Genomic DNA, 15,000 nt, shown 5'->3' with positions numbered 1-15,000 from the left:
TAATAGGCATCTCTTTCGATTCTCTTACTTTCATACACATATGAATACCATCTACTTTCGGCATCATAATATCTAATACGACTAGATGCACTTCATTTTCTTCCAGTAAACGTAGCCCTTCTTCTCCGTCCCCCGCTTGTAATACTTTATATCCTTCATTCTTTAAATAGATTGTAATTAAATTCCGAATTTCTTTTTCATCATCTACGACAAGTATTGTTTCGTGTGCCACAATATCTCCCCCATTACTTTTTTAATCCCTAACTTCTATTATAGGAAAACTTCTGAAGAAAAACGCTCGGAAATCCTTAAGTTTTTCTGAAGACGCAAAAAAGGTCTAGACTCCCCTTAAGTCTAGACCTTTAAAAACCCCTTTTATTTACGAACGTAGATGAAATATAGTACGAATAAAACTCCCATAACATACATAATCGGATGAACCTCTTTACGACGACCACTCACAACCATTGTAATTGGATAGAAGATAAATCCAATCGCAATCCCAGTTGCGATACTATACGTAAGTGGCATAGAGATAATTGTAAAGAATGCTGGCACTGCAATCTCGAATTTCTTCCAATCAATTTCCCCTAAAGAAGAAACCATCAAGATTCCTACAATAATTAAAGCTGGTGCCGTTACAGCTGGCGTTACAACACTTAGTAATGGCGAGAAGAATAGTGCCAGTAAGAAGAATCCTGCTGTTACAACTGCTGTAAATCCAGAACGTCCTCCCGCTGCTACCCCTGCAGACGATTCAATGTAAGACGTTGTTGTTGATGTACCCAAGATTGCACCAATTACAGTTGCAATCGCATCTGCAAATAATGCTTTTCCTGCACGTGGTAATTTATTGTTCTTCATTAATCCAGCTTGATTCGCAACCGCTACAAGCGTACCTGCTGTATCAAAGAAATCGATAAAGAAGAACGTTATAATAACAATCCCCATTTGAACTGTAAAAATATCTCCGAAGTGCGTTAACGCCACGCCGAACGTTGGTTCTAGACTCGGTATCGCTCCCACTACAGCTTTCGGAGTATCAATTAATCCTGTTGCCACTCCTAAGATCGCTGTAAGAATCATACCGTAAAATACTGCACCATTAACTTTCTTAATCATGAAGATGATTGTCGTAACAACCCCGAAGATTGCTAGTAACGTTGTGCCCTTTGTTAAGTCCCCCAACCCAACAAGAACAGCATCATTTTTCACGATAATTCCAGCATTTTGGAATCCAAGGAATGCAATGAACAATCCGATACCTGCTGCTACTGCAAACTTTAACTCCGATGGAATTGCATTAATGATTTTTTCACGAATACCTGAAGCAGTAAGAATAATAAAGATAATACCTGACATTAATGTTCCGGCAATGGCCGTTTGCCACGGAATACCCATCGTTAACACTGCTGTATAAGCAAAGAACGCGTTAATTCCCATACCTGGCGCTAAAGCAATTGGATACTTCGCGAAAATACCCATAATTAACGAACCGATTGCTGCCGCTAATGCCGTAGCAACGAATACTGCACCTGGATCCATCCCTGTACCTGCTGGTAACCCTTTAACATTTCCAAGCGACAGCGTAGCAGGATTGACAAACAGTACGTAAGCCATAGATAGAAATGTTGTTAACCCCGCTATGAACTCAGTCTTATAATTCGTACCGAGCTCATCAAATTGAAAATAGCGTTTCATCTTACGTTTCCCCCGTTATATGATTACTCGCCGCATTTCTCCTAGCCCTCTTTTATCCCGAGAAATAAAAAAGGCTTCCATTGCATATATACATGGAAGCGTTCTATAAACAAAGACAAGTTTCCCCTCATCTTTATACAAACGCCTCGTAGTCAAGCCATTTACGGTAGCTAGGTAGAAACTTTCGGGCCATATCCCCGATATTATACGACGGCATAATATTCACTTTTCGTTTGAATTACATACTCATATTAACTCTTGAATGTATTTTTGTCAATTTAAAAGCGAACATTTTTATATTTTTTTATATTTTCGTTCGTATTAACAACGAAAACAAAAAGATCCATCTATTCATGAATGATAGATGGATCTTTTTTATTACAATACTATTCCCACTCAATAGTTGCTGGTGGCTTACTCGTTACATCATACACGATACGGTTAACGTGTTTTACTTCGTTTACGATACGTACAGAGATTTTCTCTAATACGTCCCAAGGGATACGCGCCCAGTCAGCTGTCATACCATCAATAGATGTTACTGCACGGATACCTACTGTGTAATCGTAAGTACGCTCGTCACCCATAACACCTACGCTACGCATACCAGGAAGCGCAGTGAAGTATTGCCAGATTTCACGATCTAAGCCCGCTTTAATAATTTCTTCACGTAAAATCGCATCAGATTCACGAACGATTTCTAATTTCTCTTCTGTGATTTCACCTAATACACGAATACCAAGACCAGGACCTGGGAATGGTTGACGCCATACGATTTCATCAGGAATTCCTAGTTCAGATCCTAATACACGTACTTCATCTTTAAATAACGTATTTAAAGGCTCAATTAATTTGAACTGCATGTCTTCTGGGAGTCCACCAACGTTATGGTGAGATTTAATTGTTTGTGCAGTTGCTGTACCACTTTCAACGATATCTGTGTAAAGTGTACCTTGTGCTAAGAAGTCCATACCTTGTAATTTAGATGCTTCATCATCAAATACGTAAATGAATTCGTTACCGATGATTTTACGTTTTTGTTCTGGATCTTCTACACCTTTTAACTTATTCATGAAGCGTTCTTGTGCATCCACTTTAATAACGTTCATATGGAAGCCTTCGCTAAATGTTTTCATAACGCCTTCTGCTTCACCTTTACGAAGTAAACCGTGGTCAACGAAAATACATGTTAACTGATCGCCGATTGCTTTATGAATTAATACTGCTACAACAGAAGAGTCTACGCCGCCACTAAGTGCACATAGTACTTTTTTGTCTCCAACAGTTTCACGAATCTTTTCTAATTCTACTTCGATAAAGTTCTCCATGTTCCATCCTTCAGAACAACCACATACGCCGAATACGAAGTTTTTAATTAAATCGTTACCGTGCTCAGAGTGACGTACTTCTGGGTGGAATTGTACACCGTATAAGTTTTTCGCTTCATTGCTCATACCAGCAATTGGGCAAGACTCACTTGTTGCGTCTACTACGAATCCTTCAGGTAAACCAGTTACTAAGTCGCCATGGCTCATCCATACAACTTGCTCTTCTGGAAGGTTCGCATATAATTTTGATTCGTTCTCTACTTTAAGAACAGCTTTTCCGTACTCACGGTGGTTGGCACGCTCTACTTTACCACCGAAGTGTTGTGTCATAAGCTGCATACCGTAACAGATACCGAAGATCGGTAAACCTAGTTCGAAGATTTTTTCATCACAATGTAATGCACCTTCACCGTATACGCTATTTGGTCCACCAGAGAAAATAATCCCTTTTGGATTCATTGCTTTAATTTCTTCTGCAGTAATTGTATGTGGATGAAGTTCACTGTATACACCGAACTCACGAATTCGACGTGCTATTAACTGATTGTATTGACTTCCAAAATCTAAAACGATAATTGTATCGTGTTGCTTCTTCAAAATAATCACCCCAACGTTAGTTCTCGTATATAAATATTTTCACCAATTTGGCGAAAAGCATTACCAATATAATAAAAAAAGCCAGTCCTCCGCCTCTAGTCTCATAACAAAGAAAAGGCAGGGGTCTGGCTTTATAAAGAAAGATAGTCTCCGCTCTTTATAAATATAAGACACACTGCCTTCATAGTCAGGTTGTTTACGGTAACCCGGTAGAGACTCTCAAACCATATCATTGAGGATATATGAAGGATCGTTTTATATTATCTTCCTAGATTCTAACAATGAAGTATCAATATGGTCAAGAGAGAAAGCGACAAAATTCTACAGAAATTCATTTCCTTTTCTAAAAAACATAAAAAAACATCCATTTCTATATAGAAATGGATGTTTTTTAGGGCAAACGGAATTACATCATTCCGCCCATACCGCCCATGCCCATGCCGCCCATGTCAGGCATTGCTGGTGCATTTGGTTCTGGCTTGTCAGCTACTACAGCTTCAGTTGTTAAGAACATAGCTGCAACAGATGCTGCGTTTTGAAGTGCAGAACGAGTTACTTTAGCTGGATCTACGATACCAGACTCAAGCATGTTAACCCATTCGCCAGTAGCTGCGTTGAAACCAACGCCTACTTTTTCGCCTTTTAGACGCTCTACAACTACAGATCCTTCTAGACCAGCGTTGATTGCGATTTGACGAACTGGCTCTTCTAGTGCGCGAAGTACGATGTTGATACCTGTTGCTTCGTCGCCTTCAGCTACGATAGAAGCTACTTTCGTGTATACGTTCATAAGTGAAGTACCACCACCTGCAACGATACCTTCTTCTACTGCTGCACGAGTTGAGTTAAGTGCATCTTCAATGCGAAGTTTGCGCTCTTTTAACTCAGTTTCAGTTGCTGCACCGACTTTAATTACTGCTACGCCACCTGCAAGTTTCGCAAGACGCTCTTGTAATTTTTCACGATCGAATTCAGAAGTTGTTTCTTCTAATTGCGCACGAATTTGACCGATGCGAGCTGCGATTTGCTCTGTATTTCCAATACCTTCAACTACAGTTGTGTTTTCTTTTGTAACAACAACTTTACCAGCGCGTCCTAAAGATTCAACTGTAGCAGATTTTAAGTCACGACCTAATTCTTCAGTGATTACTTCGCCACCAGTTAAGATTGCGATATCTTCTAGCATTGCTTTACGACGGTCACCAAATCCAGGAGCTTTAACAGCTACTACATTGAATGTACCACGAAGTTTGTTCACTACTAATGTAGCTAAAGCTTCGCCTTCTACATCTTCAGCAATGATAAGAAGTGGTTTACCTTGTTGTACCACTTGCTCTAATACTGGTAAGATTTCTTGAATGTTAGAAATCTTTTTGTCAGTAATTAAGATATATGGGTTATCAAGAACTGCTTCCATTTTGTCAGAATCAGTGATCATGTAAGGAGATGCATATCCACGATCAAATTGCATACCTTCTACTACGTCTAATTCTGTTGTGAATCCTTTAGACTCTTCTAAAGTAATAACGCCGTCGTTACCAACGCGCTCCATTGCTTCAGCGATTAATTGACCTACTTCTTCGTCAGCTGCAGAAATAGCAGCTACTTGTGCGATAGAAGATTTGCCTTCGATTGGTTTAGAAATCGTTTTTAATTCTTCAATTGCAGCAGTAACAGCTTTTTCGATACCTTTACGAAGACCCATTGGGTTAGCACCAGCTGTTACGTTTTTAAGACCTTCACGAATCATAGCTTGCGCTAATACAGTTGCAGTTGTTGTTCCGTCACCAGCTACATCGTTTGTTTTGCTAGCAACTTCTGCTACTAATTTCGCACCCATGTTTTCGAATGCATCTTCTAATTCGATTTCTTTTGCGATTGTTACACCATCATTTGTAATAAGTGGTGAACCAAATTTTTTCTCAAGTACAACGTTACGACCTTTTGGTCCAAGCGTTACTTTTACTGCGTTTGCAAGAGTGTCGACACCGCGAAGCATCGAACGACGTGCTTCTTCACTAAATTTAATATCTTTTGCCATAATAATTGACCCCCTTGGATTTTTTAAGATTTATATAATTAACCGATAACTGCTAAAATGTCACTTTCACGTAAAATCAAGTAGTCTGTACCTTCGTATTTCACTTCAGTACCTGCATATTTTGAGAAGATGATAAGATCACCTGCTGCTACCTCTAAAGCAACACGCTCACCATTTTCAAGCACTCGACCAGTACCTACTGCAACAACTTTACCCTCTTGTGGTTTTTCTTTTGCAGTATCTGGTAATACAATACCACTTGCTGTTTTTTCTTCTGCTTGAACAAGCTCAATTACAACGCGATCACCTAATGGCTTTAGCATGAACAATAACCTCCTCATTTTGTTATGTAAATTTTATTTATTAGCACTCAAGTCACCCGAGTGCTAACACACTTATAATAATAAATAATCTCAATTTCTTTTGCAAGTAAAAAAATCATAATTTTTTCGCAAATTACTATATAAACTTTCTATATAGAATACTGCCTTTACTATATGAATCGTTGTTTCCCCTACTCGTATGTTACAATATGAAAGACACCCTAAGTTGTTTTCGCTAAACGTACAACTTTTTCCTGTCTCCTACTTTAATTTCAAATACGGATTTACAAAAAAATCATAATTCGAATGAAAGTTTATATCGTAGATAACATATTTACATGTTATCCTACCTCATCTCATACACTAGAGTTAGAAAGGATGGTTAAACTATTTGAAGAAACAATACTGGTGGATTATCGTTACATACATTTTAATGCAGTTATCTGGAATTGTTGGATTACCACTTCTCCTAAAAACAGGACTCTATGATAATAGAGGATTTACCATGGAGGAAAAAGGACAAATCATAACGGGACACTGGGCGATTATTAGCTTCTTTGTTGCATTATGTATCGTTCTTTGGTTACTTAGAACAGACATTCGTGACAGGCATTTAGATGCAATGCGCTCTTCTGTTCCAGCTACTATTGGATGGATTTTCATCGGCTTCTTCTTGGCTTTCTTTTCACAAATAGTTGCCGGTATGATCGAGATGCAGCTGCTAGGAATTAAACAAGGTTCAGAAAATACAATGAAACTGATGGAAATTGCAAGAACGACACCTTGGTTCCTTATTGTCGTATCTATAATCGGACCTATCTTGGAAGAAATCGTATTTAGAAAAATTTTATTTGGTACACTTTATAAGAAGTTTAACTTCTTTATTGCAGCTATCATTAGTTCGCTTGTATTTGCAGCAATCCATTTTGATTTTACTCACTTATTGGTATACACTGCTATGGGGCTCGTATTCGCCTTCTTATATGTGAAGACGAAGCGTATTATCGTTCCGATTGCAGCTCATGTTGCGATGAATACATTAGTCGCTATTGGGCAAATTTTTATGAGCAATGAGCAAATTCAAGAAATGATTAAAGAAGCTGAAAAAATGCAAGGCTTTATCGGAGGATTTTTTGTATGAGAAACTCACCATTGTTCATGGCTGCACTATACTTCCTTCTTGGATGTATCTTTACACGCTTCGCCATTACGAACGTGACAGATACAATCTGGAATGTGTGGACAATACTATTTGCAGTTATGGCAACAATTGATTTTAATTTGGCGCTTCGCCTTATATTAGTTAAATTCACAAAGAAGAAACAATAATAAAACGCAGAGGTCGCTTCCTCTGCGTTTTATTGTGGATAGTTTTTCAAAAAGTAAACTAATGTTTGTAACTCTACAGCTAAATCAATATGATGAATTCTAATATTCTCTGATACGTTTAATCGTGCTGGTGTGAAATTCAAAATACCATGCACGCTCGTTTCAGCTAATCTATCTGCTACAGCTTGTGCTACTGTAGCCGGTACTGTTAATATTGCCACTTGTATATCATTTGATAATCTCTCTTCTAATTCATCTAAATGGTATACAGGAATGCCCCCGATTTCTGTTCCAACTTTCTCTTCACTAACATCAAATGCCATTTCAATTTTTGTATTATTGTTTTTCGTGAAATTATAATGTAAGAAAGCGGTCCCTAAATTACCTACTCCAATAAGTGCTACACGCGTTATATCATCTTGATCAAGTGTTTCGCGGAAAAATGATAATAAATAATTTACGTTATATCCGTATCCCTTTTTCCCTAACGCTCCAAAATACGAAAAATCTCTTCGTATTGTTGCGGAATCTACTTTTACCGCTTCACTCAATTCGGCCGATGAAACACGCTGCTTACCAGAAAGAGATAAGTTTTGGATAAATCGATAGTATAGAGGCAATCTTTTAGCAGTGGCTTGTGGAATCTTTTGCTGATCCATATGACCTCTCCTCTCTTCCTATCTTTATTCATATACTTTAATCAAATACAGAAGTTTAGCACTCATTAAATTCCTTGTATAATAAAGAGAAGAAGTATTCTCTCTTATTTTAAACTATACACTATTTTTAGTATGATTGAGAAATATAAACATGGCAAAGTTAAGAAATTATTTGAGGTGAAAACATTGATTTTATTACAAGTAAATGGACTTTCGAAATTATACGGTGCAGAAACAATTCTTGCAAACATAAAATTGGAAGTACAAACAAAAGATCGTATCGCATTAGTTGGAAGGAATGGAGCTGGAAAATCTACATTATTAAAAATTATCGCTGGTGAATTATCACATGATGGTGGCGAAATTATAAAACCGAAAGATGTCTCAATCGGGTATTTAGCTCAAAATACCGGCTTAGAAACGTCTTTAACAATTTGGGATGAAATGCTAACCGTCTTTACCCACTTACAGCAAATGGAGACAAAACTTCGAAGGCTTGAGCAAGAAATGGGAAAAGAAGAAAACTTTTCAAACGAAGCTATATATGAAAGATTGTTAGCTGATTATGACCAATTGCAACTCAATTATAAAGATCAAGGTGGATATCAATATGAAGCGGACATTCGCTCCATTTTAAGCGGCCTTGGCTTCCCAGTTGAAACGCACCAGACGACGATTTCTACTTTAAGCGGTGGGCAAAAAACAAGATTAGCTCTTGGGAAATTATTATTAACAAAACCAGACTTACTTATTTTGGACGAGCCTACAAACCATTTAGACATCGAAACATTAACATGGCTTGAGCAATATTTACAAGGTTATCCTGGCGCAATATTAATCGTTTCACATGACCGTTATTTCTTAGACAAACTCGTTACACAAGTATATGAAATTTCGAATAAAGAAAGCAGACGATTTGTTGGTAACTACAGTAAATATTTAGACTTAAAATCAGCATTATATGAGCAAGAAATGAAACGTTACGAAAAACAACAAGATGAAATCGCAAAACTTGAGGACTTCGTTCAAAAGAATATAGCTCGCGCCTCTACAACGAAACGTGCTCAAAGTCGCCGTAAACAACTAGACAGAATGGAATTATTAACGAGACCATTAGGTGATTCTAAGTCAGCATCATTCCACTTCGATATTGAAAAGCAAAGTGGAAATGATGTTTTACAAGTAAAGGATGCAACCATTGGCTATGATGAGGACCCTATAATTGAAAACGTAACTATGCGCTTAACTCGCGGAGATAGTGTTGCTTTAGTTGGTCCAAACGGAATTGGGAAATCCACATTATTAAAATCTATTGTGAATAAGTTACCACTATTAAATGGCGATGTTTCTTTCGGATCAAATGTATCTGTTGGTTATTATGATCAAGAACAAGCAAACTTAACATCTTCTAAACGGGTTTTAAATGAACTATGGGATGAATATCCACTGCAACCTGAAAAAGAAATCCGTACTATACTCGGGAACTTTTTATTTACAGGAGATGATGTACTGAAACCAGTATCTTCCCTTAGTGGTGGACAAAAAGCTCGATTAGCTCTTGCGAAACTTATGATGCAAAAGTCAAATTTATTAATTCTGGATGAGCCTACGAACCACCTTGATTTAAATAGTAAAGAGATTTTAGAGAATGCTTTAATTGATTATCCAGGGACTCTTCTATTTGTCTCACATGACCGCTACTTTATTAACCGTGTAACAACGACTGTGGTTGAGTTATCAACAGAAGGTGCACAGGAATATTTAGGGGATTACGATTACTATGTGGAGAAGAAAAATGAAATGATTGAACGCGCAGCATTTGAACAACAAGAACAGCAAGAAAATCAGGCACCTGTTCAAAAAACTGTAGCTCAAGAAAAATTAAATTATCTCGAAGAAAAAGAGCGTAAACAATTAGAACGTCAACGCACTCGAAAAATTGAAGAACTAGAACAAAACATCGTAAACTTAGAAGAAGAAATTGCTACGTTAGAAGATCAACTTTGCTTACCAGAAATATATGCAGATTATGAAAAAGCGAGTGAAATTACAACTAAAAAACAAACGCTACAAGAACAACTTGAAACGTGTATGGCAGAGTGGGAAGAGCTACATGTATAAGAGTATTTAAATAAGGAAGATGTCTCATCAGTCATGATTTTTGACTATGTGACATCTTTTTTCTTTAAGTACATAAATAATTTTTTGAATATATCAATGGTAACTCGGAATATATCAACCATTTTTCAAATACATCTATCGTAACCCTATATATATAAACGATTCGACACGAAATATCGATTTACCGACAAGGATTGACAACATCAGCACCCTCTATAATAGAAGGATATTTCAAAATGTTTTTCAGAGATATCTTCTTACTTTTTATTTCCCAAAAAACAATATATTCAAAGGTCAGACTTCATCTAGTTTATCCACAAACTTATACACATATCCACCTTTATAAAATAGCTATCAAAACAACTTTTCCACATTACCCACAACTAACAAAAAAGATATCAACACTTTATATACACAACAAAACCCACATTATCAACAGATAATATGGGTTTTATCCACAAGCTGTGGTTAATTATGTGCATAACTATGCTTCAATATCTAATCCTGGATTCGCATTTAAGGCTAATGTTGCACGCTTGCCTTGTTCATACGCAATTGTCCCTGCCGCTGCAATCATTGCTGCATTATCTGTGCATAAAGATAGCGGTGGAATAATTAGTTCAATGTTTTCTTTTTGTGCAAATTCTTCTTCTAATCGCGCACGAAGTCCTTTATTAGCAGCTACTCCACCAGCAAGAAGTAATTGCTTTACATTATAAGCCTCTGCTGCACGAGCTGCTTTCGTTACAAGTACATCTATTACACTTTCTTGGAAACTTGCCGCTAAATCTTCTGGTTTAATTTCTATCCCACGTTGTTTCGCGTTATGCACAGTGTTGATAACTGCTGATTTCAATCCACTAAAGCTAAAATCATATGAATTCGGTTCTAGCCATGCACGAGGCAAATCAATTGTTGGTTCTCCTTCATGTGCAAGACGATCAATATGAGGACCACCTGGATATGGCATAGATAACGTACGAGCTACTTTATCATATGCTTCTCCAGCTGCATCATCTCGCGTTTCACCAATTACTTCAAATGAACCATGTTCTTTCATATAAACAAGTTCTGTATGCCCACCAGATACAACAAGTGATAATAGCGGGAATTGAACTTCTTTTACTAAACGGTTCGCATAAATATGACCAGCAATATGATGAACACCGACTAGCGGAATATCATGTGCAAAAGCTACTGCCTTCGCTGCATTTACCCCAATTAGAAGTGCTCCTACTAAACCAGGCCCTTCTGTTACAGCAATTGCATCAATATCATCAAATGTGATGTTTGCTTCTTTTAAAGCTTCTTCTAACACAACTGTAATTTCTTCTACATGATGACGGGATGCAATCTCTGGTACAACCCCGCCAAAACGTTTATGACTTTCGATTTGTGATGCAACGACATTCGCAATAATTTCCGTTCCATTTTTAACAACCGCTACCGCTGTTTCATCACAGCTTGTTTCAATCCCAAGTATAATCGTATTTTTTTCCATTATATATTCACCCACATTACAAGACCATCTTCCTGATTGTCTGCATAGTATCGTTTACGAATTCCACCATTTTGAAATCCATATTTTTTGTACAACTGCTTTGCTACTTCATTTGATACACGTACTTCAAGCGTCATTGTTTTTACCCCTAGTTCTTTCGCTTCTGAAATAACTGCTTTCAATAAGGCATCTCCTAATTTTTGACCTCGGTATTCTGGCAAAATAGCTATATTTGTTATATGTGATTCATCAATAATTATCCACAATCCACAATATCCGATTACACGACCATCTTTTTCTAACACAATATAATGTGCATGTTCATTCATCGTTAATTCACGGTGAAAGGCATCTGCAGTCCAAGGAGTTGAAAAAGACACTTCTTCAATAGCTACAATTTGAGCAATATCATCAAGTTCCATCTTTCTAAATATCATATCCATCTTCTGCAAGGCCCCTACTTGTTTTGACTTTCTAACCACTTTGTTTCAGCTTCAGCTAAACGAAGATAGCTCGGAACAAACGTATGCACATCTTGTTCTTCTTTTTGTAACCCTAAGAATGCTAGCTCACTTGGTCTTGGATTATTTTTAGTAAAAGGAGCGAATACAGCTTGATCACCTAAATGTTCTATAATTATTTCTTTATGCAATTTAACATCATTACCGATAAATAAAACAGGCTGTCCTTTATCTTTTAACATTTGCAACCAGTCCACAATAAGAATAATTCGGTCTTCTTCTATTGAAGTTAACTGCTCTCCTTCATATGTATATAATCCAGTATAGATTTGCCCACGTCTTCCATCAAATAAAGGACAAATTAATCCATTAAAGTTAGCACCGTTTGCAGCTACTACCTCTAAACTTGATACACCTACAATTGGTATTTGAAGTGACCAAGCTAATGTTTTTGCCGCTGTCACGCCTATGCGAACACCTGTATATGATCCAGGTCCAGCAGCTACTACGATTTTAGTTAATTCCTTCGGTTTTACACCACATTCTTTTAACAGTTGCTCTACAGCTGGCATAAGACGTACAGAATGGTTTTTCGTCAAATTTGTAATAATTTCCCCAATCACGTTTCCTTCCTCAATAAGGGATACACCCATTACGTAATTTGAAGTATCAATTGCTAGTACTTTCATCTTGTAATAGCTCCTCACATAATCTAATATAGCGATCTCCAATTGGCTCGAGTATAATTTTTCTTGTGTCATCTCCCGCATGGAATAAACTAATTTGTAACTTTTCATTCGGTAAATATGCTTCTATTAAATGAGCCCATTCCACTACCGTAATTCCTTCACCGTAGAAATACTCATCAAAGCCTAAGTCCTCTTCGCTTTCTGCTAAGCGATACACGTCCATATGATATAGCGGTAATCTTCCTTTATATTCTTTAATAATATTAAAGGTAGGACTATTTACAACTCTTTTCACTCCAAGACCTTTTGCTAGTCCCTTTGTAAAAGTCGTCTTACCAGCTCCAAGATCTCCTTCTAAAATAATTACATCTTGTGCTTCTACGAGTTCACCTAGTTTTTCTGATAATCTTTGTGTTTCCTCAGAAGATTTTGTTGTTACTTCATATTTTCTCACAGACTTCACCTACTTTACTCACAATGTTCTCTGCTCTTTATTATACAGGTTTTGAATATATAAAAAAGTCCTTAGGATTTGTCCTAAGGATAGTTTGACTGTCTTTATTAGTTTTTTGTTAAAACAAATAAAAAAATACGAAACAACTTGTTTCGTTCTTTTCTTTATATAAAATGGCGGTCCCGACCGGGGTCGAACCGGCGATCTCCTGCGTGACAGGCAGGCATGTTAACCACTACACCACGGGACCATTTGGTTGCGGGGACAGGATTTGAACCTGCGACCTTCGGGTTATGAGCCCGACGAGCTACCGTACTGCTCCACCCCGCGATGATATAAATAGCTTGGCGACGTCCTACTCTCACAGGGACAAGGTCCCAACTACCATCGGCGCTAGAGAGCTTAACTTCCGTGTTCGGTATGGGAACGGGTGTGACCTCTCTGCCATCATCACCAAACTATTGAAGGTATATTCCTTCAAAACTAGATAACATTTGCTACATATTATATGGTTAAGTCCTCGATCTATTAGTATTCGTCAGCTCCACATGTCACCATGCTTCCACCTCGAACCTATCAACCTGATCATCTTTCAGGGATCTTACTAGCTTACGCTATGGGAAATCTCATCTTGAGGGGGGCTTCATGCTTAGATGCTTTCAGCACTTATCCCTTCCGCACATAGCTACCCAGCTATGCCCTTGGCAGAACAACTGGTACACCAGCGGTGCGTCCATCCCGGTCCTCTCGTACTAAGGACAGCTCCTCTCAAATTTCCTACGCCCACGACGGATAGGGACCGAACTGTCTCACGACGTTCTGAACCCAGCTCGCGTACCGCTTTAATGGGCGAACAGCCCAACCCTTGGGACCGACTACAGCCCCAGGATGCGATGAGCCGACATCGAGGTGCCAAACCTCCCCGTCGATGTGGACTCTTGGGGGAGATAAGCCTGTTATCCCCGGGGTAGCTTTTATCCGTTGAGCGATGGCCCTTCCATGCGGAACCACCGGATCACTAAGCCCGACTTTCGTCCCTGCTCGACTTGTAGGTCTCGCAGTCAAGCTCCCTTATGCCTTTGCACTCTACGAATGATTTCCAACCATTCTGAGGGAACCTTTGGGCGCCTCCGTTACACTTTAGGAGGCGACCGCCCCAGTCAAACTGCCCACCTGACACTGTCTCCCGGGTCGATAAGACCCGTAGGTTAGAATTTCAATACAGTCAGGGCGGTATCCCACCAGCGCCTCCACCGAAGCTAGCGCTCCGGTTTCAATGGCTCCCGCCTATCCTGTACAAACTGTACCAAAATTCAATATCAGGCTACAGTAAAGCTCCACGGGGTCTTTCCGTCCTGTCGCGGGTAACCTGCATCTTCACAGGTACTATAATTTCACCGAGTCTCTGGTTGAGACAGTGCCCAAATCGTTACACCTTTCGTGCGGGTCGGAACTTACCCGACAAGGAATTTCGCTACCTTAGGACCGTTATAGTTACGGCCGCCGTTTACTGGGGCTTCAGTTCAGAGCTTCGCTTACGCTAACCCCTCTCCTTAACCTTCCAGCACCGGGCAGGTGTCACCCCCTATACTTCGCCTTACGGCTTCGCAGAGAGCTGTGTTTTTGCTAAACAGTCGCTTGGGCCTATTCACTGCGGCTTTCCGTTAAGAAAGCACCCCTTCTCCCGAAGTTACGGGGTCATTTTGCCGAGTTCCTTAACCAGAGTTCTCTCGCACACCTTAGGATTCTCTCCTCGCCTACCTGTGTCGGTTTGCGGTACAGGCACCTTTTATCTC

At 38.8% G+C, this 15,000-nt stretch carries 13 protein-coding genes, 2 tRNA genes, 2 rRNA genes and 2 riboswitches (2 of these 19 cut by a window edge); of the genes, 3 read left to right on the top strand and 14 right to left on the bottom strand.

Annotated features, from left to right (window positions below):
* From AC3EMB_RS01525 to groES, 5 genes are all read right to left on the bottom strand, one after another.
* Window positions 1-232: the 5' portion of a response regulator transcription factor gene (locus AC3EMB_RS01525; RefSeq protein ID WP_000929891.1), read on the bottom strand. The gene continues 470 nt to the left of window position 1, outside the view; only the first 232 of its 702 coding nucleotides appear in the window; it begins with the start codon at window positions 230-232; its stop codon lies off the left edge, out of view.
* A gap of 143 nt (window positions 233-375) precedes the next feature.
* Window positions 376-1,701 carry an NCS2 family permease gene (locus AC3EMB_RS01520; protein WP_000833096.1) on the bottom strand — a complete coding sequence of 442 codons (1,326 nt, stop codon included), beginning with the start codon at window positions 1,699-1,701 and terminating at the stop codon, window positions 376-378.
* 129 nt (window positions 1,702-1,830) lie between these two features.
* Window positions 1,831-1,932: riboswitch (purine riboswitch) on the bottom strand.
* Between the two features lie 155 nt (window positions 1,933-2,087).
* Entirely contained in the window at window positions 2,088-3,626 is a 1,539-nt protein-coding gene (guaA, locus tag AC3EMB_RS01515) for a glutamine-hydrolyzing GMP synthase (RefSeq protein ID WP_000743908.1), read from the bottom strand.
* A gap of 164 nt (window positions 3,627-3,790) precedes the next feature.
* A riboswitch (purine riboswitch) is annotated at window positions 3,791-3,892 on the bottom strand.
* 140 nt (window positions 3,893-4,032) lie between these two features.
* Window positions 4,033-5,667, bottom strand: coding sequence for a chaperonin GroEL (gene groL, locus AC3EMB_RS01510; RefSeq protein ID WP_001029992.1), 1,635 nt, complete (start codon window positions 5,665-5,667; stop codon window positions 4,033-4,035).
* A 38-nt stretch (window positions 5,668-5,705) separates the two neighbouring features.
* Window positions 5,706-5,990: a co-chaperone GroES gene (gene groES / locus AC3EMB_RS01505; RefSeq protein ID WP_000917311.1), complete on the bottom strand. Its 285-nt coding sequence runs from the start codon at window positions 5,988-5,990 to the stop codon at window positions 5,706-5,708.
* A 391-nt stretch (window positions 5,991-6,381) separates the two neighbouring features.
* Here groES and AC3EMB_RS01500 point away from each other — a divergent pair, with 391 nt between their 5' ends.
* On the top strand, window positions 6,382-7,131 hold the full coding sequence (locus tag AC3EMB_RS01500) for a CPBP family intramembrane glutamic endopeptidase (protein WP_064531572.1): 750 nt from the start codon (window positions 6,382-6,384) through the stop codon (window positions 7,129-7,131).
* A complete protein-coding gene (locus AC3EMB_RS01495; RefSeq protein WP_001246204.1) occupies window positions 7,128-7,319 on the top strand; it encodes a YdiK family protein in 192 nt (63 codons plus the stop codon). Before AC3EMB_RS01500 ends, AC3EMB_RS01495 begins: the two co-directional genes overlap by 4 nt.
* 29 nt (window positions 7,320-7,348) lie before the next feature.
* Here the strand turns inward: AC3EMB_RS01495 and AC3EMB_RS01490 are convergent, their stop codons facing one another.
* Window positions 7,349-7,978: a redox-sensing transcriptional repressor Rex gene (locus AC3EMB_RS01490; RefSeq protein WP_000372699.1), complete on the bottom strand. Its 630-nt coding sequence runs from the start codon at window positions 7,976-7,978 to the stop codon at window positions 7,349-7,351.
* Window positions 7,979-8,164: 186 nt separating this feature from the next.
* Between AC3EMB_RS01490 and AC3EMB_RS01485 the strand changes: the two genes are divergently transcribed.
* Window positions 8,165-10,099, top strand: coding sequence for an ABC-F family ATP-binding cassette domain-containing protein (locus AC3EMB_RS01485; RefSeq protein ID WP_217989926.1), 1,935 nt, complete (start codon window positions 8,165-8,167; stop codon window positions 10,097-10,099).
* 484 nt (window positions 10,100-10,583) lie between these two features.
* Here the strand turns inward: AC3EMB_RS01485 and tsaD are convergent, their stop codons facing one another.
* The 8 genes from tsaD to AC3EMB_RS01445 all read right to left on the bottom strand — a co-directional run.
* Complete coding sequence (tsaD, locus tag AC3EMB_RS01480; protein ID WP_000414595.1) at window positions 10,584-11,600, bottom strand: tRNA (adenosine(37)-N6)-threonylcarbamoyltransferase complex transferase subunit TsaD; 1,017 nt, start codon at window positions 11,598-11,600, stop codon at window positions 10,584-10,586.
* Window positions 11,600-12,043 (bottom strand): ribosomal protein S18-alanine N-acetyltransferase, encoded by a 444-nt coding sequence (rimI, locus tag AC3EMB_RS01475; RefSeq protein ID WP_000367207.1) that lies wholly within the window; start codon window positions 12,041-12,043, stop codon window positions 11,600-11,602. Before rimI ends, tsaD begins: the two co-directional genes overlap by 1 nt.
* Before the next feature lie 14 nt (window positions 12,044-12,057).
* The gene (tsaB, locus tag AC3EMB_RS01470; RefSeq protein ID WP_000865770.1) at window positions 12,058-12,750 is read right to left on the bottom strand and encodes a tRNA (adenosine(37)-N6)-threonylcarbamoyltransferase complex dimerization subunit type 1 TsaB; all 693 of its coding nucleotides are present in this window, start codon (window positions 12,748-12,750) and stop codon (window positions 12,058-12,060) included.
* The gene (gene tsaE / locus AC3EMB_RS01465; protein WP_016083766.1) at window positions 12,731-13,204 is read right to left on the bottom strand and encodes a tRNA (adenosine(37)-N6)-threonylcarbamoyltransferase complex ATPase subunit type 1 TsaE; all 474 of its coding nucleotides are present in this window, start codon (window positions 13,202-13,204) and stop codon (window positions 12,731-12,733) included. The genes tsaB and tsaE overlap by 20 nt, the downstream gene beginning before the upstream one ends.
* Window positions 13,205-13,378: 174 nt before the next feature.
* Window positions 13,379-13,454: transfer RNA gene (locus tag AC3EMB_RS01460), tRNA-Asp, on the bottom strand.
* A gap of 3 nt (window positions 13,455-13,457) precedes the next feature.
* Window positions 13,458-13,534: transfer RNA gene (locus AC3EMB_RS01455), tRNA-Met, on the bottom strand.
* A gap of 12 nt (window positions 13,535-13,546) precedes the next feature.
* Window positions 13,547-13,662: ribosomal RNA gene (rrf, locus tag AC3EMB_RS01450) — 5S ribosomal RNA — on the bottom strand.
* A 50-nt stretch (window positions 13,663-13,712) separates the two neighbouring features.
* Window positions 13,713-15,000 (bottom strand): 23S ribosomal RNA (locus AC3EMB_RS01445) (it continues 1,634 nt past the right edge of the window).

This window comes from Bacillus sp. LQ16 (genome assembly GCF_057784645.1).
Note: the sequence above shows the minus strand (reverse complement) of the source record. Positions and strands in the feature narration are given on the sequence as shown.